Source organism: Algoriphagus winogradskyi, assembly GCF_900182815.1.
Classification (GTDB): domain Bacteria; phylum Bacteroidota; class Bacteroidia; order Cytophagales; family Cyclobacteriaceae; genus Algoriphagus; species Algoriphagus winogradskyi.
Genome location: NZ_FXUA01000004.1, coordinates 288,994 through 309,818, shown reverse-complemented (window position 1 = coordinate 309,818; position 20,825 = coordinate 288,994). Strand labels below are relative to the sequence as shown.

Below are 20,825 nucleotides of genomic sequence, written 5' to 3'. Positions count from 1 at the left end.
ACCCTTACACTAAAATTCATCTCTGGCTGCCTTAAACTCACTGCCATCATACCATTTCGGGAAGTAATCCTCATTCGCGATTTTCATTCCTACCTCAAAAAATAGCTGTAAATCCAATTGTACTCCGTTAAGATTGGTAGTTGATGGATCGTATGCGTCAGAGGGTTGATGATATTTATTGATTCGATAGTTATCATTATGCTCTTTTATCTCGGCTATTGTGTAATCAAATCCCTCATAAGAGCCGCTAGCGTATAAAGCTGGAATTCCGATTTTGGCAAAGTTGAAGTGGTCAGATCTGAAGAAATAACCTTTTTCGGCTTCAGGGTCTGGGATGATATACCTTCCTTGTGCCAGAGCAACTTCCTTAGCATATTCATCCATTTCTGATTGACCATAGCCAGTTATCGTAAGGTCCTTCATCTTTCCAGGACTATCAAGTGCATCAATGTTGATATTTGCTACTGTCTTCTTTGGATCAAAAATTGGGTTTTCTGCATAATAAGCTGATCCCAATAAGCCTTGCTCCTCACCTGTCAAGGCGATAAATACTACAGAGCGTTGGGTTGCAATAGTTTTCTTAAATGCCTCTGCAATAGCTAATAAGCCAGCAGTTCCTGAAGCGTTATCTACAGCGCCATTGTAGATGGAGTCACCTTCTATTGCTTTACCAACTCCAAAATGATCCCAATGTGCAGAGTAAATAATCACCTCATCTTTTCTATGAGTACCGGGAATCATAGCCAGCACATTTTTGGAAACATCCCTTTTGATCTCATTCTGAATAGAAACCGATACCTTCAAATCCAATGGAATTGGTTTAAAGTTTTGATCCCGGGAAAGGGTTTTATAGTCCTGACCTTTCATTGACGAAGCTTCAAACATTTTCGCAGCACTTTCCCCACTGATCCATGACTCGACATTTAGCTGTGGTAAAGCGCTTTCTATAATTAATCGGGCTCCTGTCCAACCTGATTCAATAACATTCCAACCGTAAGAAGCAGGTTCGGTATCGTGAATAATAATTAATCCAGCTGCACCTTGTCTTGCCGCCTCCTCATACTTATAAGTCCATCGGCCATAGTAAGTCATTTCATTGCCTTTGAATAAAGTAGAATCTCCTGACTGAAAGCCGGGATCATTTATCAGCACAACAGCTGTTTTGCCTTTCCAATCAATCCCTTCATAGTCATTCCAACCGTATTCCGGAGCCACTATCCCATATCCTGCAAAAACAAGCTCTGAGTTATCAAGACTGACCTTGGACTCTATTCTGTTCGTCGTAGCTACGAAATCCTTTAAAACAGTTAATTCAACGCTCCCTTTATTACCAGAAATCATCATCTTTTCTGAAGGAGTACCTGTGATTTCGACCATAGGCACATCCTGGAAAAAACTATCTCCATTACCTGGCACAAGACCTAATTTCTCGAATTCATCTTTCAGATAATTCACTGTTTTGACTTCTCCTTCTGTAAATGGTTTTCTTCCCAAAAACTCATCGGAAGCTAGACGTGCTATATGATCACTAATGGTAGATTCGTCTACCTCAGTCACCTCTGTGACCTTATTCGGATCTGCATCACAGCTAGCACAAACGACTAGTACTAAAAATAGTAAGTGGCTCTTCATGATTTATCGTTTAAGTAAAAGAACATAGTGCTTATTCCAGCGACAATGGAATCTACTAATGGTGAATAAGTTACTTGAAATAACTGAGAATTGAATAGAAGGATTAGTAACATCGCAACTGCTAGCCCATTTTTCCAATTCCCTTTCTACTGAGAATCCCTTATTTTTGCATCCCATGCTCGAAAATTTTGATTCCCTTTCTTTTGATCTCCCTGTTTCGGAGATTATTCCTCAAGTTAAATCCCAGCTTTCTTCCGCTAATTCTTTGATTATCCAAGCGCCTCCTGGGGCTGGAAAGAGCACGCTGCTTCCGCTGACTTTACTGGATGAGCCTTGGCTAGCTGGTAAGAAGATCATAATGCTGGAGCCAAGAAGACTGGCCACAAAGACGATTGCCCAGCGAATGGCTTCTATGACGGATACCCAATTGGGTGATCTGATAGGTTATAGAATCAGATTTGAATCGGCTATTTCTGCTAATACAAGATTGGAAGTTATTACTGAAGGTATTTTGACGCGCATGTTGCATTCAGATAACGCGTTGGAGGATGTGGGATTGGTGATCTTTGATGAGTTTCATGAGCGCAATCTTCACTCTGAAGTCGCGCTGGCACTTTGCCGGGAAGTGCAGCAAGTCTTGAGACCTGATCTTCGGATTTTGTTAATGTCTGCGACAATCGATGCGAAAGTCCTCTCGGGCATGCTTAAGTCTACAGTAATCGAGAGTAAAGGTCGGCAGTATCCTGTGGAAGTGAATTACATGAATGAGTTGGATGAATATGCTATCGGAGAGGATGCTGCGAGACAGATTATTCCTTTGACCAAAGTTCATGAGGGTGATTTCTTAGTGTTTTTACCTGGTCAAGGGGAAATCCGAAAGGCTCAGGAAATTCTACGAAAAGCGCTTCCAGATGATCTCATATTGCCTCTTTATGGTCAGCTTTCGCCAGGAGATCAGAACAGAGCGATCATGCCTCACCCTTCGGGAAAAAGGAAAATTGTACTTTCTACTGACATTGCTGAGACTTCATTGACTATTGAAGGAGTGAAAGTGGTGGTAGATTCAGGGTTTGCCAAATCATCTAGATTTGATCCAAGGTCTGGTTTATCAAGACTGGTTTTGCATAGAATCAGCAAGGATTCTGCTGATCAAAGGTCCGGCCGAGCAGGACGATTGACTGCTGGTCATTCCTATAGATTATGGACTAAATCCATTCAAAATCAACTGAATGAGTATAGAACTCCAGAATTGATGGAAGCTGACTTGACTGGTTTGGTGCTGGATATGAAAGCTTGGGGCAAACAGGATATTCGCTCCATGACTTGGCTTACACCTCCTCCAGCTGGAACTTTGGCTTTGGCAGAAAAAACATTGGATTCCATAGAAGCTATTGTAGATGGTGAGCTAACACCACACGGTAATGAAATTCATAAGTTACCAACACACCCGCGAATTGCGCACATGCTAATCAATGCAGAAGAGATTGATCAGTTAGGTTTGGCTACAGATATAGCAGCTATTCTGGATGAGCGCGATCCGCTGGGGCCTGATGCTGGGGTGGATTTGAATCTAAGAATTGAAGCACTTCGCCGATATAGGAAACATGATGTAGCTATCCCTCGCATTAAAAAGATTGAAAAGATGGCGGGTTCTTACCGTCGCATGTTCAATATTCAGCCCGACAATAGTCCTGTTGATCCATGGCAAACAGGTCTACTCCTAGCCTATGCTTATCCTGAGCGAATCGCTGCAGCTCGTCCGGGAAATAATGCCCAGTTTCAGCTGGCCAATGGAAAAATAGCCCAAATTGGACATAAGGATGATCTGGCTCATGAGTCTTGGCTTGCTGTGGCTCACGTAGACGCTCGGGAAGGAATGGGGAAAATCTGGATGGCTGCTCCAATTAATCCAAAGGACTTGGCCCCTATGTTGAAAACCAAAGAAGTGCTGAAATGGGATAGAAAAAAAGGTGGATTGCAAGCACATGCTGAGATTCGCATTGGATCGATTATCCTTGGTACTAGACCATTGGCAAAATATTCCGATGGAGACGTGACCGAAGCAATTCTAGAGGCGATCCGCGAGGATGGAGAGTATTTGCTTGATTTCAATGAAGATGTAGAGCAATTGATTTTGCGAGTGCAAAACTTAAAAAGATGGTATCCTGAGCAATCTTGGCCTAGCTGGTCAGTAGCCGAACTATGTGAAAAACCAGAAGTTTGGATCGCTCCATATTTACAGCACATCACGAAAAATGAGGATTTCAAAAAGTTAAACCTGAGTCAAATACTTTTACACTCTCTTGATTTTGAGCAGCAAAAAGAACTCGATAAGCTTGCACCAGCAAGCATTGAGGTGCCATCTGGCAGTAAAATAAAATTGCAATACCGTAAGGATGAAATCCCGCTTCTAGCCGTAAGACTTCAAGAACTTTTCGGTTTGCTAGAAACCCCAACTGTCAATAGTGGCAAAGTAAAGGTGCTGATTGAGATGTTATCACCAGGATATAAGCCAGTTCAACTCACGCAGGATCTTAAAAGCTTTTGGCAAAATGGGTATTATGAAGTGAAGAAAGAACTAAAAAGACGCTATCCAAAGCATGAATGGCCTGAAGACCCAATAGCAGCCGAAGCTGTAAGAGGTGTGAAAAAGAAGTATTGACTTTAGGCAGCAACAGGATTAAAGTTATCCAAATAGTTCAGGAATTGAAGGAAGGCTGCTATAGTAAATGGCGTCATTTCTTCAGAATTGATCTTCTCGAGAAAGGACTGTCTTAGAATAGGGTAATCTTCCGGATTGTAGAGTTTACTTAACGCAGTAGATCTAAAGGCTGACTCTACCATATTGTAATTTTCAAATGAACCTTCCTTATGATTTAAAAATTCCTGCTCGAGTACATAAGGATCAATCATTTGATCTAGCCATCTGAAACCTGTTGTTAGAAAAAAATTTTCTATTGAATAAACTAATTCAGAAAGTTGCTTTTCATTTGATACCCTGATTTTACGTGGGTAAAAATTCCCCAAATTGTTGGCCGTACGCGCCAAGGTAATGGATTGTTCAGCATAGTCATCAGGAGTTGGAAGGTACTTTTTAACCAATTCTTCCACTTCATTTATACGAATTCCCAAATGATATTCAACCCAGCTTTCGTTAGAACCTTCTACAAAATGAACGTAAACTATCTGTTTTCCATGAGGAAAAACCTTTTCAAAGAACAATTGTGATTGATTTAATTCAAATCCATTTTCCTTGAAAAATTCCGAGTGCAGACAAATAACATCCTTTTTCCTCATTACAACATTCCTTTTTTGTATTATAAAAACACAATAATCAGGCAAATGTTGTTAGTCCTCTGTAAATAATTCCCGAATTTCTTCCAAGATGGGTTCTACTTCTAATTTTTTTAATTGAAGACTTCCTTCGTCTTCTGGATTGTGCAGGTAATGGTTCCAATGTTTTTCAGCCTTTCGAAGTGTTCGCGGAGTCATATCGAATTCCACTTCATCCAAATACATCTTAGCCAATGATTGAGCTTTGAAATTGCCAAAGAGAAATACTCTAAAAATATCCACAAAACGGAGGCTTAAATCGAATTCCTCCAAAATTTGAACAAAGGCTCCTTGATGAGCTCTATTTTTTTTGTCTGTAATAGCCTCAAAAATCGCATCAAGAGACTCTTCATTGTATGGAGATTGGGAAAGTGCTCGACAAGCTAAGTAAGAAACCTCCCAGTTGTCCCCTTTAACCAGCTCAATGACCGCGTTCTTTCCGGTTTCGTCAAGTTTTTTTCCCAATTTATCTGCAAAGTAAAAAGCCTCCTTTTCATTAGGATCGCTCATGCGCTTAATCAAGCTTTGGATTTCCTCGTCCATGATTTTTCGGTTTATTTGTGCAAATATAATTGAAAAGCCTCCCCCGCTATGATTTCCGGCAATCCTAAGTTAATTAGTCTTGAAAAGTACCAGTCAATTCTGGATCTCAGCACAAGGCTAGGATTGATTTGCTCTTTTGAAAAAGCCAAGCACCAGTGGATAATATCGGATTCTGAGTCTTGGCTAGCCCGGGTTTCCCTTCCTTGGAATATGTCGCCTAACAAATCCGGCGAACTGGAATTAAAAGATGATTTTCATTTAGGGATAGTAATGATCCGCGCTGGAATAGCAGTTACAGGCTATTTTCATAATGGTGAAATGCTGGATCATAAAGTTTTCCGAGCTTATATGGTTCGGCAAAAACAAGGAAAAAGTCAGATCAAATATTTAAAGACTAAGGGTAAATCGAGAGCAGGATCTCGACTGAGACTGGGAGAATCTGAGCAGTTTTTCGAGGAAATCAATCAGCGACTCCAACAATACGAGAAGAATTATGCGATATCAACGTGGGGTATCAGTTGTGGAAAAACGCTCTGGCCTTATTTCTTTGGAAGTGAAACACCGACCCCGTTTTCCAAGAATGCAGAAAATTTAATAAGTATTCCGTTTCATGTGCAGCAACCTGATTTTGAGACTTTACAAGCAATTCATAAGAAGTTGACTGGAGTTCATTTGTTGCTTTCTGATAAAGGGCAAGAGATCTTTAGTAAGTTGGACGAAATAGATCAAAGCGCTGAAAATGAGGATAATAATTGGTAATTGATAAATAACGTAGGTCATTTATTAATATCCATGAGCCTCTTAGTCAAGTAAATGATCTGATACGTTTTTTGGCCTGAATGGTCCATGCTTTTTCAATTGACTTGGATCCTTGTAAATTTTTAATCTATTCAAACCTATAATTCAATAGAGTGTAATTTGAAATGATTTCCCTTTTGACTCATTGTTAAGCACTTTACTTTAGCGGATCGAAGTAAAAATCTTTAATTCATCTCACCCTTTTCCAATGATCAACAACAGCAATAAATTCAATTGGCTTCTTGTTTTTGTTTTTGCCATTTCACTAAGAACTTCAGCACAGAATACTCTTCATCCTACTTCATCTGAATATGAATACCCCACAGATGTAAAGGTTGCGGAGAAATTGGAACAATGGAGAGATCAGAAATTTGGAATCCTGATTCACTGGGGCATCTATGCCGTACCAGGAATAGTAGAATCATGGAGCATCAATAATGAGGATTGGATCAATAGAAAAGATACAACTCAGAGTTATGAAGACTACAAAAAATGGTATTGGGGCTTAAGTGAAAAGTTCAATCCTCAAGGTTTTGATCCTTCACAATGGGCAGATGCCGCTGAAAAAGCAGGAATGAAATACGTGGTTTTCACTACAAAGCATCACGATGGCTTCAATATGTATGACACCCAATTTGCTGATTACAAGATTTCCAATGGGCCATTCAAAAATCACCCGAAAGCTGACGTTGCTAAGTATGTATTTGATGCATTTCGTGAAAAGGATATGATGATCGGGGCGTACTATTCTAAGCCTGACTGGCATTCCCAGTATTACTGGTGGGATTATCGTGCTACTCCAGACCGAAATGTAAATTATGACATTCGAAAGCATCCTTGGAGATGGAATCAATATGTGCAGTTCACCCATAATCAATTGAATGAAATCACGTCAAACTATGGAGACATTGATATCCTATGGCTAGATGGTGGTTGGGTACGACCAAAATCTACAGTGAACGAGGAAGTACTCAGTTGGGGCGCACCAATTCCTGATTTTGATCAGCAAATCGACATGCCGATAGTGGCTGAAATGGTACGAGAAAACCAAGAAGGAATATTAATAGTGGATCGGACAGTTCATGGACCATTCGAAAACTATAGAACGCCAGAGCAGGGAATACCGTCTGAAATGTCTTCTGATCCATGGGAAAGCTGCATCACCCTTGGCGGTGCTTGGGGCTATGTGCCAAATGATAAGTTCAAACCATCACGAAAAGTAATTCATCTATTAATTGAAATTGTAGCCAAAGGTGGAAACTTATTGTTGGGCGTTGGTCCTACAGCAGATGGACTTTTTGTACCTGAGCAGGTTTCTAGATTAGAGGAGATTGGAAAGTGGCTGGAAGTGAATGGTGATGGGATATATAATACGCGTGCCATTGAAAATTTTCAGGATGGCAAACTTTACTTCACCCAAGGAAAAGCCAAGGAACTATATGCTTTGCTTCCATTGGAGGAGAATGAAGAACTAGAAGACACCATCTCTTGGAGTCTTAATCCGCCAAAAAAAGGAAGTAAAATCATTATTCTTGGTGAGAATAAATCTTTGAAATGGAAAACCGAAGACGGAAAAACTGTAGTTACTGTTCCAAAGAACTTGCGGGAAAAACTAGCAAATTCTCCTGCAATTGTGATACGTTACATTTCAGAATAAAGTGAGTCTTACTGCTAAAATTCAAACAAGAGATCATAAAATGGAATTGACTACAGTTATAAAGACCTTTGAGGAGCTCAGTAGTAAGGAATTATATGCTATCATCAGGCTCCGCAATGATGTGTTTGTTGTAGAGCAAAATTGTGTCTTTCAAGATGCAGATAATAAGGATCAAGTAGCCGATCATGTGATGATCAAGTCAGATGATTATTTAGTAGCTTATTCTAGAATATTGCCAGCAGGAGCTTCCTTTCCTGAAGTTTCCATAGGGAGAGTAGTGAGTGATATAAAAGCACGTGGCATAGGTGCCGGACGAAGGTTGATGCAAGAATCTCTCGCCTTTATAGCAAGAAAACATGGTTCTTGTTCAGTAAGGATTGGAGCTCAAACATATCTTAATGAATTTTATAAGTCCTTTGGATTTGAAAATGCAGGAGAAACATACTTAGAAGATGGCATAGAGCACATAGAAATGACGACTCACGTTGAAGATTAACACATGGTATCACACGAATCTATTTCAAAGCTAACTACCTAAAACGAACAATCCCCACATAGGCTTATGAACAAAACCTACCTTAACCTTCTCAGTTGTCTTGCACTCCTGATATCAACTTTCAGTATTTCTGCTGCTCAAGAATTATTTCCCTTCAAGTCGGTAGATACCACTGAGCTATTTATGGAAGTGTACTATCCCGATAAAATGACTGCAGGTGAAAAATATCCTGCATTAATATTCTTTTATGGTGGCGGTTGGAATTCAGGAAGTAGAGCTCAATTCGAGCCTCAGGCAGCTTATTTTGCCAAAAGGGGGATTGTATGTTTTTTAGCAGATTACAGAATTAAAAATATCCATAAGACAGGTCCACATGAATCATTAAAAGATGCTAAATCTGCTATCCGATACCTAAGAGCACATGCAGAAGATTTTCAAATAGATGGAAATAAACTGATTGCTGCTGGAGGTTCTGCAGGTGGTCATTTAGCTGCTGCCACTGCTTTAATAGAGGGATACAATGAGATCACTGATGACTTGTCTATTAGCCCTGTTCCTAATGCTCTTGTACTATTTAACCCCGTAATAGACAATGGGCCAGGAGGATATGGATATGAGCGAATTAGAGGAGAATACAAAGAATTTTCACCCTTGCATAACGTTGTAGCTGGTGCACCTCCTACCCTGTTCTTGCTTGGCACCAAAGACTCATTAATCCCAGTAGCCACAGGTCATTATTATAAGATGGTGATGGAGAAGGTTGGCAGTAGATGTGATTTGATATTATATGAAGATCAACCACATGGTTTCTTCAATTATTCCCAATTCGAAAATTATAAAAAGACTGTTGAAGCAACGGATATTTTCCTACAATCACTGGGCTATTTGCAAGAAGATTCGATATTGGTTATAGAATAGCTTCTATAGTTTTAAAAAAAATATGATTATCCGCAAAGATGGCAGTCACCTTAAATTCTTTGCTTATCTGGCCGGATGACCGATGATCGAAGCGGCCTCAATGTCTAAGTTTAACCTATTCTTCTTTGCTTTTGACCCCATCCTGGCACAAAAACGGATAATCAAAAAAAAATAGAGAACTGTTGAAGTTTTAAAAACCTCGATGGTTGAAACAATAAAAGCCGAAGTTTCCTCCGGCTTTAGCACTAGTTAAGTTTATAATTAGGTAGTCGTGTTAGTCACATCTCCAGGGTAATTCGCATTCAGCATGTTCATCGTCTCATGAGCCACTTTGATGTTATACTCGTAGGCAAGACTCTTATAGTTTACCAAATCGACGATCGTACCGATAAAACATAGTCCGATGGTCAAAATATAAAGGATACCCAAACCAATTTGACCGAGGATAAATCTATGTAATCCAGCAAAACCAAAGAAACCAAGAAGAGTTAAAATCAGAATCATCTGGGAGTCTTTTCTTCTGGCACGATATACCTGTGCGAAAAGAGATGCTTGATCCTCATCCATGTTTTTCATCAAACCCTGGATGTAACCCAGTTCCATTCCCTCCAATTCTGGAAGGTGTCTTAATACATTAGCCATAATTGTGTGTTGTTTTTAAGTTTTTAATAAGTTGCCAAATTCTGGAGAAAATAACCACATACGCTAGCAATGCCAGTGGATGCATCTCCCAAGAAGCCAAGAAATCTCCTCGAATAAGAAGACTCATAGAGCGTCCTAGTCCACATCCCGGACACCAATCTATACCTAATTGACTCAGCGGACAGAGACTTAAATGACTCCCTCCATGAGGATCTAGGGAAATAATTGCAACTAAACTACCAATCCAGAAGATCAGCTCTAGCGGCAAATTTGATATCCATCGGGTGATTACCTTCATGTCTGCTAGATGTACGAAAAAGATGCCATTGATCAAAAGTGCCTTTGAATGCCTTAATTACCAGTTTAAGCTAAGGTAAGTGAATGCAAACGAACATAAAAGTGTACGGTTATGAACGGTTTAATCTCGGTAATTTAATTTCCAGCTTTTCTCCAAACAGGGCTATTTGATTGGATTCATTTTGCCGGGCTATCTGAGCATATCCTTTGACACTTCCGTAAGTTTTCCAACCTGAGAATTTAAAAACCAAGCCCAGCAATTCTCCATTTATAGGTATGGAGGATTGGATATTCAATGCTTTTGCAGCTTCTTTCCCCAAGAAAAAATATAGTATGGGTTCTACTTGGCTAGAAATCAAAGGATCTGCGATGGAAGATTTATAATAAGAAATCAAAGCTTGGATCAAGAGATGTCCTGCTGTCGTGGATTTTAAATGTCGCTTTCGGATAAGTTTTTCCAATGCAAATGCCTCCTTGGGATTATCTGGCCAGTATTTTTCTTGAATTCCCATCAATCGTCCCACCCATTTCCAATACTGCATAATCAAGGAAACTTCTTCAGAGCTAACGTTAAACCCCATTTTCTTCCATCCTCGAATGACGATCAGGCTGAAAGAAAGATTGGTTCCGATCAGGTCTTCCTGGTTGATGGGTTTACCAAATGCTTCATTCCAGTCATAGGAATAGTGAGAAATAAAATACCGACTGAATGCATGGATCAACCGAACCTTTGCACAGGTTAGAAAAGCTTTCTTCTTGGTGAGAAATGCCCCTGGTTCAAAAATATCCAAAATAAACGTCCCCGTTTCTCCCAATCTACGACCGATATCATTGAGAATGCGCTTTGACCTTACCAGCACCTCCGCCCCATCTCCAAACGCGTAAGCATAAGGAAGCGAGTAAAACCCGAGCATGGCTAGATATAAATCACCTTTTTGATCAAAGAGCCGTTGACCCTGAGCCAGAATTTCTTCCGGTAGTTCCTTTTGCTCCAAATAAAAGTTAAAAAAGGCCTGAAATGCTGGAGGATAAGAATCTTCTATCTCATTGGGGATTTCTGCCCAAGAGTTTACCTGAGTGATTAATTCTGGATATTTTACCAATACCTTAACCAACTGATCTGCAAGCGGATCTTGAAGCGTTCTCAAGTGGTCAAATTCGATATTCTGGTATAGTTTTAGTTTACTCACACCATTCTAACCTTGATTTTGTACTTTGGTTGAAAAATTTATTAAAACCCATGCAAAAGAGTTTTTTCCTTACTGCTAGTTTTTGTCTGTTTTTAGTCTGTTCATGCATTGCCCAAGTGGGTACAGACCTCTGGGTGATCCATACAAGTGGCAAGGGAGGCAACTTGAAATTATTGCCTGAAACGGCAAAAGCTCTCACTGACCGAGTTGAATATGACAATCAGCCGAGTTTCATCAATGACTATCAACTAGTTTTCTCCGCTGCCGATGTAGAAGGAAATCATGATATAATAGTCTATAATTTTGAAGCAGAAAAATTCACCAATCTTTCCAAAACATCCGATAGAAGTGAATTCTCTCCCAGGATTACGGATTGTGGTATGTATATCTCCGCTGTAGTGATGGAGGCAGATGGGACGCAGCGAATATGGCTTTACCCTACCTCATTTGAACCCGCTGAACTACTTTACGACGACATAGAACCTGTTGGCTACTACGACTGGTATGACAATAAAGCAGCGATGTTTGTGCTAGGAAATCCAACTAAACTAATTTATGCCAAAGGGAGAAATGACCTGATTGAAATAGACTCTGCCATCTCCCGCTCCATCCAAAAAAGACCAAACTCCTCTGAAATCACTTATATGACGCAACCAGAGGAGGGCCAAGCTGGAATTATTAAAAGCTACGATATTGAAAATGGAGAAAGAGAAGTATATCTTGGAGGGCTTTTAGGTTCTCAGGATTTTATCTGGCTGGACAAAAAGCACCTCTTGATGGCTTCAGGAAATGAGATTTTCGTAAGAAAATACACTGATTCCGAGTGGAAGTCTCTTGGGGAAATAGAATCTAATACGCATCAAAACATCACCCGAATGGCCTATAGCGCAGATCTTAATGTGCTAGTGGTCGCAATGAATAGAAAATAACATTACACTATGAACCCCATTAAATCATCCTTATTAATAGCTGCAATCTTGGTTGGAACGCAGGGATTTTCTCAAGAAATAGAAGATAAAAAAGGTATTGTTGCCAAAAATGCTGAATTGGTAAAAGTACAAGATGGCTTTGAGTTTACTGAAGGTCCTGCTGTTAATCGATTTGGAGATGTATACTTCACCGATCAGCCTAATAATAGAATCCACAAGTGGAATGCCTTGTCTAATGAAATCAGCGTATTCAAAGAAGATGCTGGTCGTGCAAATGGAATGTATTTTCTTCTTGACGGCACTTTGGTAGCTGCTGCAGACAATAAAAACGAACTCTGGGCTTTCGATACTGAGGGCAATCACGAAGTTTGGATTTCAGCATTTAAAGGGAAAAAGCTCAATGGGCCTAACGACCTATGGGTTAGACCGAAAGGTGGGATTTATTTTACTGATCCCCTTTATCCAAGACCTTATTGGGAACGCAGCAAAGACTCTGAACAGCAAGGGCAAAATGTATATTTTTTGTCAGCAGATAGAACTGAGCTTTTCGCAGTTGCAGAAGACTTGACTCAGCCTAATGGTATCGTAGGAACGCCAGATAGTAAGTTCCTTTATGTGTCTGATATAGGTGCCAAAAAAACTTTTAAATACGAGGTGAGGGAAGATGGCTATCTAATCAATAAGGAGCTTTTCTGTGAAATGGGTTCCGATGGCATGACTATAGACGAGCGTGGCAATGTTTATCTCACTGGAAATGGAGTTACAGTATTTAATCGAAATGGTGAGCAGATCGCACACATTCCTGTTCCATCCCGATGGACAGCCAACGTGGTGTTTGGAGCTTTGGATAGGAAAACGCTATTTATTACCGCTACTGATGCAGTTTACACTTTACAAATGAAAAACAGAGGAGTTTGGTAAGATCATTTAATATTAGATTATGAATGCAAAAAACCCGGAAGAAAATTAATCTCCCGGGTTTTTTATGTTTGGATAGCCTGCTTTTACTAAGCTATGCTAGAAAAAACTGCTGATTAAAAAATACCTATATAGTGATTACCTGGCTGATTAACCAAGGTAGCACCTTTGCTAGCAAGGCCAGTATTGCTATCTAAAATATAAATGTTTCCATTTTTGCCCACTGGAGTAAAAGCCATATAGACATCTGTACCATCTACTACAAAACCTTGATATTGATTGAACTCCAAGTCAGGATCGTAAGGAAGATCAACAATAGAAGCCGTTTTAGCATTTAGATCCATCCAAACTACGAAGCCATTTTCAGCACCATCATGAGAAATAAGTGCGAATGCTTTCCCGTTTTGTGCATACTGCCAAGCTTCAATGGTAACCCCCGTTAAGCCAAGCGCATCATTTAAGCTGAAGACATAAGAATTGTCATATTCATTGTTTTGGTTGATTTTGAGAATATGAGATCCCGCAGGGTCTCTCTCGGTAGCCTGATAGATGTTATTATCATCACCCAAGTAGCTATAATGACTTCTGTAACCACTATTGTCTCCATGCGCAACAGTCGAAGTAATCACTGTCGGATTAGCAAACGATGGATAATCTACTACCACTGATTTAGTACCCAATCTTTCATAATCTCCTTCCGTTTCACCTGTTGCCACATTGTATTTACGCATCCAAGTTCCGATGATCAGCTTATCTTCAGCAGCATTTAGTACTGACCCGTCTAGTCTAAAAATAGTATGACCAGCAGCTTCCTCCTCTTCGGTAAGCGGAATTTCATATTGCACATAGTTTCTAATCAATGACTCCTCTAGATCCAAAGCCAAAATTGTCGCGACACCTCTGTAGTATTCAAATGGAGTTAGTGGATTAGGATCTGCTTCAGTTGGGGCATTGTTCGCTGTAATATTCGCCATGTTTAGGGCAATACCTGTTTTGTCTCCATCATATAATTTCAACCATCGAGGGGAAGTCCCTGCATACTGGGAAATATTCACTGACACGTCAGACTGAACGAAATTTCCACCACCAATAACTGTGTATCTGGAGAATTCACCGCCATTATCACCGGTATATGCGATGTTGAATAAGGTAGAGCCATCCTCTGAAGATTGCAGACGAGCGGTTCTGTTTGATTTCACTCCAAATCCCTCGGTATATACGCTGATCTGGGTATCAGGATCTTTTGCTTCCTCTTTGGTCACTGAATAAACCATCGTTCCACCGTTTCCATCTCCAGGATTTGTTCCCATCAAGGCTCCCGCTACAGTGATAAATCTATCTTCTGTCTCCACAGGAGGTGTGATAGGGTCACCCCCATTATCGCTACAGCTACTAAGTGCTACTGTGCTCATTAAGGCTCCAAGTGTCAAAAAATTTAAGAATTGCTTTTTCATAATTTACTTGTGGTTGGTTAACTATAATAGGTTGATTTAAAATTTATTAATGCTGTAGTTTAGCTTAAGGTAAAAACCTCTACCGGGCTTTTGAACAGCAAAATTGTCGTAGGCCTGCTGGTCAAAAATGTTTTTCAAGTCAGCACTGATCACCAGCTTTTCACTTGGAAAAACATAATTCAAACCGATGTCTTGGATGAATTGTCGGGGAGTCCGGAAGTCTTCTATTTCCAGCCAAGTGGTATAAAATCGATCTACAAATCCGAAGATGTAATAAAGATTCAGTGCGGAGCGATCTTGGATCAAATTCTTAAATCCATACTGAACCGTTGAATTGATTGTGAAAAATGGCTCGTTTGGAAGCTGCTGGTTATAATAATTGTACTCATTCCCGTTTGGATCATATTGAATATTGAATACGGAATTAAATTTCGAGAAATTGAGGAGTACACTGAAGTTCTCATTCCAGGTATAGTTGATCTCTCCCTCAAACCCGATGGATTTTGTTTTCCCCAAATTCTCGAAGGGATCTGTTTGCACTGCATCATTGAGTCTTGGGTTGATTTTTCGTACAATTTTATCCTTTGTATCGCGTAAAAACCCCGAGGCGTAAATAGTGAATTTGCTAGTTGAAGTTAGCTGGTAAGGCCCACTGCGGAATCCAAGATTAAGGTTGTTACTGACTTCTGGTCTGATTCCAATATTTTCTATGATGTTTTCTCCGGGGCTACCAAAAATTTCATTTTCAGAAGGCATTCTCACGGCTTTTTCTGCAGAAAGTAGGATTGTCATGCCTTTATTTAATACATAGGAAGTAGCTAATCCATACCCTGAGGTCGTGTTTTTACTGGCTACCCTATCTTCAGATTTTACAGTTTCTCCATTTTGTGTGACCAAAATCGGGTCCATTCGATCAATTTGCTGCTGATAATATTTTCCAAAAAGGTTTGTTTTAAACTTGGACTCAAACAATGTTGCTTCATATGCCAAAGCAGAAATATTCTTAGTTAAATCTCTAGTACCAATAAACTCTCGTTCTCTGGCAGGCCTCATCAGGTCACGCTGAGTTCTATCTATGGTGTAGTACATATGACTAAAAACCATTCGATGCTTTTCTGAAAAATCATAAGTAGCACCACCTCTGAAAGTTGAAATGTTTCTATTGATGTGATTGATAGTAGGAGCTCCCTGTTGGGCACCATTTGGTCTCAGGATTGGATCACCGTTAAGTCCAATGCTTTGCTCGCCAAACCAGTTGTAATTCCAGCGGACAGTATCATTTACTACCTCTTTACGATCACTGATCATCCCATTGAAATTGATCTCTAGACCTTTTGTAAGGAAATCTGATTTCACATAGTTGACGCTAAAAACTTTGGCTTGAGATTCTGTGAAACGACCTTTATATGGAATAGTCATGTAGGTTCCGTGCTGGATTTCATTGTAATCATCAGAGACATTAACCCCCAGATAGAACTGATCAGCCCACTTTACATTTGTAAAACCAGCTTGAATATTTGCTCCAGCAGATCTATATGCATCATTGAATCGCTTGGCTCGGACATATTCGTATCGACCATTTGCAAGAATATTTCGGACAAATTTGCCCCAAACCTCGTAGTCATTGTCTGAGTAGTTGTAAAATCCAGAAGCTTTTACTGTAAATCCAGAATTTGAATTTCGGTATGATCCACTGACATTGGCTTGCTGGGTATTGAATGAACCGTAGGACAAAGAAGCTGTTAAGTTATTCATAGCTCCTTTTTTCAAGATTACGTTAATAGCTCCACCTAAAGCGTCATCAGCCAAATGGACTGGAATTACGCCTTTGTAAACTTCAATTCGCTCAATTAGTGCAGGAGGAATACTATTAAGACTGAAAGATGCTCCATAAGTGGAAATGGCTACTCCATCAATAAAAATGCGTACCGAATTCCCTGACATTCCATTTAGATTGTAGGAAACTTGAGATCCTAATCCCCCATTTTGACGAACCCTCACTCCTACGGATTTATTCAATAAATCATTGGTTTGAAATGAGTTTAAGGAAGCCTTTTTTGTTTCAATCACGTTCACTGCAAAACCTGCCGCTTCTATTTCACTTTTATGCGACTCCGCCTCAACTATAACCTCTGCTAGTTCACTGTCTGCAGCTCGTTCGAGCATAGTAGAAACCTTTACGCTAGGCTTATCAATGAGGATACTAAAGTCATGCTTTTGAATTTCTATACTACTCACATTGACCTGATGTGATCCAAAAGGGATATCCGTCAGTTCATATCTTCCTCGTTCGTCCGAAAGCGCGTGCTTTTTTATGGTGGAGATAAATACTGTGGCAAAGGCAACAGGTGCACCGTCGTTAAATTTCAATGTTCCTGATACTTTACCGGTTTGGGAAAAAGCATAGCCAGAAAGAAAAATTGCAGATGCAAAAAGTATTAAGGTAAGATTTGTTTTCATGTACCGCCTGATATGAATCTGGAGGCAAATCTAATCTTTAATTATAATTAATCTAAATAGGGATTATAAAAATTCTAACATCTTCACACGAAAAACAAATTATCTGCCTCTTATTCAACATCTTACTATTTATAAAAAATCTAAATAAACATAGATAATAAAGAAAGGGCTATTGAAAATAAATCCAATAGCCCTAAAGTTAACTCATCAACTTGATGCTCTAACACTTATTTCCATCCACATCACAAGCTTCCCCTTCCCCTTTTGACATTTCAAGAACTGGATTTGACTTTGCAAATTCATTCCAAGCTTTTTCCAAAGTCTGGTCAAATACCTCATCAGGCTGTGCACCAGAGATTCCAAACTTTCTATCCAAAACAAAGAATGGTACTCCCCTTACTCCTAGCTGACGCGATTCATAGATGTCCTGATCTACTTCGTTTTCGAATTTGTCTGAATTCAGTACTTCTGTGACAGCATTATCTTCTAAGCCAATTTCTTTTGCTAAGCTTAGTAGAGCCACATTATCATCTATATTGACCGAATCAGTAAAGTATGCTTTGAGTAAGCTTTCCTTCATCTCATCCCCTTTTCCTACGGTTTTAGCCAGATGCAAAAGTCTATGGGCTTTCTTGGTGTTCGCTACTACTGTTTTGTCAAGATGATATTCCAATCCTTCTTGCGCAGCCATATTGGCTACATTGGCAGTGATTTCCTTTGTTTGTTCAAGTGACCATCCTTTTACTTCAGCCAGATATTCCTGGGAACTCTTAGTTGGTTGAGTGACTTGATCTGGATTAAGCAAAAAGCTCTTCCACTCGATCTCTATTTTATCTTTCTGAGGAAACTTTTCAATTGCCTTTTCAATTTTTCTCTTGCCGATGTAACAAAATGGACATGCTACATCTGACCATATTTCTATTTTCATAGCTAAATTCTTTAATTAACTTATGATGAAATAGAAATTAAGCCAAAAGAGTTCATCTGATTTGAAAACCAAAGAATGCCCTTCCTGCGCTATGGAGGTAGATTCCAAAGCAAAGATTTGCCCTATCTGTAAATTCGAATTCCCTCAACGATCCCCTTGGATTACCTGGGTTGCGATCATATTATTAATTGTTTGGATAATAAGCTATATACTTTGACCAATCCAACTTCAATTCCTCTCAGCTATGAACAAACGTAAATTCTTAAAGTCTTTAGCCTTCCTAGGTATTGGATCTGGTTCAATTTTTTCTCCAGAAAAAGCAAAGGCAAAATCAATAGTAGATCTTGATCCTAATGCTGCTGACTTCTGGGATCAAATCCGTACTGCATATAAGCTCAAACCTGATTACATCAACCTTGAAAATGGGTATTACTGCTTTTTGCCCGAAGAGACTTTAGAAAATTATATCAAGCATCTACGAGAAGTGAATTATCAAGCTTCAAGTTACATGCGGACGGTACAATGGGACAATAAAGCCAAAAGTGCTGCGATGGTGGCTGAGCTTGTTGGAGCTTCTCCCGATGAAGTCGTACTGACTAGGAATACAACTGAGTCTATTGATTTGATCATTTCAGGATATCATTGGAAAGCCGGGGATGAAGCCATCGTATCCAATCAGGATTATGGTAGTTTGCTCAATATGTTTGAACTCGCTGAAAGGCGATATGGAATTAAGGTCAAAAGAATTGACATCCCCATGCATCCGGAAAATGACGAGGAGATTGTAGCCACTTATGAAAGAGCAATGACTCCGAACACAAGATTATTAATGGTTCCGCATATTGTAAATATCACAGGTCATATTTTGCCAGTTAGGAAAATTGCTGATATGGCGCACAGTTACGGGGCTGAAGTCATGCTAGATGGTGCGCATGCAGTTGGTCATTTTGATTTCAATATTTCTGAGTTGGATTGTGACTATTACGGTTCTAGCCTTCACAAATGGCTCAGTGTTCCTCTTGGGTGCGGCATGCTTTATGTCAAAAAAGGTAAGAGTGCACAAATCCGACCGCTTCTAGCTCCTTATGAACTGGATCAAAAGACACTTTTAAACCTTAATCATACGGGAACACATCCAGTTTCTACAGATTTATCTGTGATCGATGCGCTCAACTTTCACAATAAAATGGGAAGCAAAAGAAAGGAAGATCGACTGAGATACATTCAGCGCTACTGGTCAGATCAAGTAAGAGATCTTCCAGGAATAAATGTAAATACCCCAAAAGATCCTCATCGCTCCTGTGCTATAGCCAATGTAGGTTTGGATGCAATGACCCCGGCAGAAATGGCCAAGACACTTATGGATAAGTACAAAATTTTTACAGTAGCGATCAATGGAGCTGGAGGTGTGAATGGCTGCAGAATTTCCCCAAATGTTTATACCTCGGAAGCCGAAATGGACAAATTTGTTCAAGCTCTGAAGGAAATGTCTGGAAATGCATAAGTCTTTTGGGCTTCTCTCAATTGTATTTTTGATAATTACCTGCCAAATATTATTCTGTATCAGCTTATTTAAGCGGAATAGACCTTGTCATATTTCGGATTCAATAAAAATTTTGCATTCACTCTAAATTATTCTTTAAAACCCTTGCATTTTCTTTTCTAAGGAATGAATTTTGCCTCCCTATTACGCATGACACAAGTAAATCACATAGCGCCATCTTTCTCTCAAGCTACTCCAGTAGTATTGAAAGTTGATGTTATTGCTTTTTTCACTCCTTTAAGGACGTGTAGATTTTTCTATAGGGTTTAACCCTATGTTGAATTTTTGTATTCCTACGTGGAGTACGTGCTCGCCCTTCTACCCTTTGATTTATTTACCAATTTTCCGATTGCCTCGGAATTAACACATGCAATCCCTAATGGATAACATTTCATTTCAGATTATTGTAGCCAATCCTTCTCACAAGGTTTATTCCACTCAGATTACTGATGAGATGGAAAATTCCGCAAAAGCCCGTGGTACTGGTATTGCCAAGCGTAGCCCTGCCTATGTGGAAACCAAAATGGACGAAGGCAAAGCTGTGATCGCATTGACTTCCGATGGTAAATGGGCAGGTTTCTGCTATATCGAGGCCTGGGGTCATGGAAAATATGTAGCAAACTCTGGTTTGATCGTTTCTCCTGAATACAGAAAATACGGCCTTGCCCGCAAAATCAAAAATGAAGTATTCAAACTTAGCCGTTTGAAATATCCAGAATCCAATATTTTCGGATTGACCACTGGAGCTGCAGTAATGAAAATCAACTCTGAGTTGGGCTATATTCCTGTATCCTATTCAGATCTGACGGATGACAATGAGTTCTGGAAAGGCTGCCAAAGCTGTGTGAACTACGAAATCTTAATGAGTAAAAACAGACAAAACTGTCTTTGCACAGCGATGCTTTACGATCCAAATTCCAAGCGCAATCACACGCAGGAGTTGGCCCTTCGTGAGGATTTCAAAAAAGATCTCAAATTATTTGATCGCTGGGTAAGATTAAAGAAATATGTGATGCTTAAATTGAACAAGTCAAAGGACACTATTTCAAGCATCTTTTTATAAATCAATTCTTCCTTTTTGGAAGCA

Annotated in this window: 18 protein-coding genes; 9 read left to right on the top strand and 9 right to left on the bottom strand. The window is 39.7% G+C overall.

The genetic code is table 11. The annotated features are described in order from the left end of the window. Nucleotides 1-9: 9 nt before the first annotated feature. On the bottom strand, nucleotides 10-1,632 hold the full coding sequence (locus QOL76_RS12800; RefSeq protein WP_283413361.1) for a M28 family metallopeptidase: 1,623 nt from the start codon (nucleotides 1,630-1,632) through the stop codon (nucleotides 10-12). A 175-nt stretch (nucleotides 1,633-1,807) separates the two neighbouring features. Here QOL76_RS12800 and hrpB point away from each other — a divergent pair, with 175 nt between their 5' ends. After that, the gene (gene hrpB, locus QOL76_RS12795; protein WP_283413360.1) at nucleotides 1,808-4,294 is read left to right on the top strand and encodes an ATP-dependent helicase HrpB; all 2,487 of its coding nucleotides are present in this window, start codon (nucleotides 1,808-1,810) and stop codon (nucleotides 4,292-4,294) included. A gap of 2 nt (nucleotides 4,295-4,296) precedes the next feature. On the opposite strand, the gene QOL76_RS12790 is transcribed toward hrpB, so the two are convergent. Both QOL76_RS12790 and QOL76_RS12785 read right to left on the bottom strand, forming a co-directional pair. After that, a complete protein-coding gene (locus tag QOL76_RS12790; protein ID WP_283413359.1) occupies nucleotides 4,297-4,929 on the bottom strand; it encodes a hypothetical protein in 633 nt (210 codons plus the stop codon). Nucleotides 4,930-4,980: 51 nt separating this feature from the next. After that, nucleotides 4,981-5,508, bottom strand: coding sequence for a HEAT repeat domain-containing protein (locus tag QOL76_RS12785; protein ID WP_283413358.1), 528 nt, complete (start codon nucleotides 5,506-5,508; stop codon nucleotides 4,981-4,983). A gap of 48 nt (nucleotides 5,509-5,556) precedes the next feature. Between QOL76_RS12785 and QOL76_RS12780 the strand changes: the two genes are divergently transcribed. From QOL76_RS12780 to QOL76_RS12765, 4 genes are all read left to right on the top strand, one after another. Next, nucleotides 5,557-6,267 carry a hypothetical protein gene (locus QOL76_RS12780; protein ID WP_283413357.1) on the top strand — a complete coding sequence of 237 codons (711 nt, stop codon included), beginning with the start codon at nucleotides 5,557-5,559 and terminating at the stop codon, nucleotides 6,265-6,267. Nucleotides 6,268-6,514: 247 nt separating this feature from the next. Then, on the top strand, nucleotides 6,515-7,963 hold the full coding sequence (locus tag QOL76_RS12775) for an alpha-L-fucosidase (protein WP_283413356.1): 1,449 nt from the start codon (nucleotides 6,515-6,517) through the stop codon (nucleotides 7,961-7,963). Between the two features lies 1 nt (nucleotide 7,964). After that, entirely contained in the window at nucleotides 7,965-8,459 is a 495-nt protein-coding gene (locus QOL76_RS12770) for a GNAT family N-acetyltransferase (RefSeq protein ID WP_283413355.1), read from the top strand. Nucleotides 8,460-8,525: 66 nt separating this feature from the next. Next, the gene (locus tag QOL76_RS12765) at nucleotides 8,526-9,377 is read left to right on the top strand and encodes an alpha/beta hydrolase (RefSeq protein ID WP_283413354.1); all 852 of its coding nucleotides are present in this window, start codon (nucleotides 8,526-8,528) and stop codon (nucleotides 9,375-9,377) included. Nucleotides 9,378-9,638: 261 nt separating this feature from the next. Here the strand turns inward: QOL76_RS12765 and QOL76_RS12760 are convergent, their stop codons facing one another. The 3 genes from QOL76_RS12760 to QOL76_RS12750 form a co-directional block, all read right to left on the bottom strand. After that, the gene (locus QOL76_RS12760) at nucleotides 9,639-10,019 is read right to left on the bottom strand and encodes a TM2 domain-containing protein (protein WP_283413353.1); all 381 of its coding nucleotides are present in this window, start codon (nucleotides 10,017-10,019) and stop codon (nucleotides 9,639-9,641) included. Beyond that, the gene (locus QOL76_RS12755; protein WP_283413352.1) at nucleotides 10,012-10,317 is read right to left on the bottom strand and encodes a DUF2752 domain-containing protein; all 306 of its coding nucleotides are present in this window, start codon (nucleotides 10,315-10,317) and stop codon (nucleotides 10,012-10,014) included. The genes QOL76_RS12760 and QOL76_RS12755 overlap by 8 nt, the downstream gene beginning before the upstream one ends. Before the next feature lie 109 nt (nucleotides 10,318-10,426). Continuing rightward, nucleotides 10,427-11,506 (bottom strand): oxygenase MpaB family protein, encoded by a 1,080-nt coding sequence (locus QOL76_RS12750; RefSeq protein WP_283413351.1) that lies wholly within the window; start codon nucleotides 11,504-11,506, stop codon nucleotides 10,427-10,429. A 50-nt stretch (nucleotides 11,507-11,556) separates the two neighbouring features. Between QOL76_RS12750 and QOL76_RS12745 the strand changes: the two genes are divergently transcribed. Beyond that, entirely contained in the window at nucleotides 11,557-12,435 is an 879-nt protein-coding gene (locus QOL76_RS12745; protein ID WP_283413350.1) for a TolB-like translocation protein, read from the top strand. A gap of 9 nt (nucleotides 12,436-12,444) precedes the next feature. Next, the gene (locus QOL76_RS12740; protein WP_283413349.1) at nucleotides 12,445-13,356 is read left to right on the top strand and encodes an SMP-30/gluconolactonase/LRE family protein; all 912 of its coding nucleotides are present in this window, start codon (nucleotides 12,445-12,447) and stop codon (nucleotides 13,354-13,356) included. A 113-nt stretch (nucleotides 13,357-13,469) separates the two neighbouring features. On the opposite strand, the gene QOL76_RS12735 is transcribed toward QOL76_RS12740, so the two are convergent. The 3 genes from QOL76_RS12735 to QOL76_RS12725 form a co-directional block, all read right to left on the bottom strand. After that, entirely contained in the window at nucleotides 13,470-14,807 is a 1,338-nt protein-coding gene (locus QOL76_RS12735; RefSeq protein ID WP_283413348.1) for a DUF4374 domain-containing protein, read from the bottom strand. 36 nt (nucleotides 14,808-14,843) lie between these two features. Further along, complete coding sequence (locus tag QOL76_RS12730) at nucleotides 14,844-17,267, bottom strand: TonB-dependent receptor (RefSeq protein ID WP_283413347.1); 2,424 nt, start codon at nucleotides 17,265-17,267, stop codon at nucleotides 14,844-14,846. A gap of 220 nt (nucleotides 17,268-17,487) precedes the next feature. Continuing rightward, nucleotides 17,488-18,195: a DsbA family oxidoreductase gene (locus tag QOL76_RS12725; protein ID WP_283413346.1), complete on the bottom strand. Its 708-nt coding sequence runs from the start codon at nucleotides 18,193-18,195 to the stop codon at nucleotides 17,488-17,490. 244 nt (nucleotides 18,196-18,439) lie between these two features. On the opposite strand from QOL76_RS12725, the gene QOL76_RS12720 reads away from it, so the two are divergent. Next, entirely contained in the window at nucleotides 18,440-19,699 is a 1,260-nt protein-coding gene (locus QOL76_RS12720; RefSeq protein WP_283413345.1) for an aminotransferase class V-fold PLP-dependent enzyme, read from the top strand. A gap of 418 nt (nucleotides 19,700-20,117) precedes the next feature. Further along, a complete protein-coding gene (locus QOL76_RS12715; RefSeq protein WP_283413464.1) occupies nucleotides 20,118-20,801 on the top strand; it encodes a GNAT family N-acetyltransferase in 684 nt (227 codons plus the stop codon). The last annotated feature ends 24 nt before the right edge of the window (nucleotides 20,802-20,825 follow it).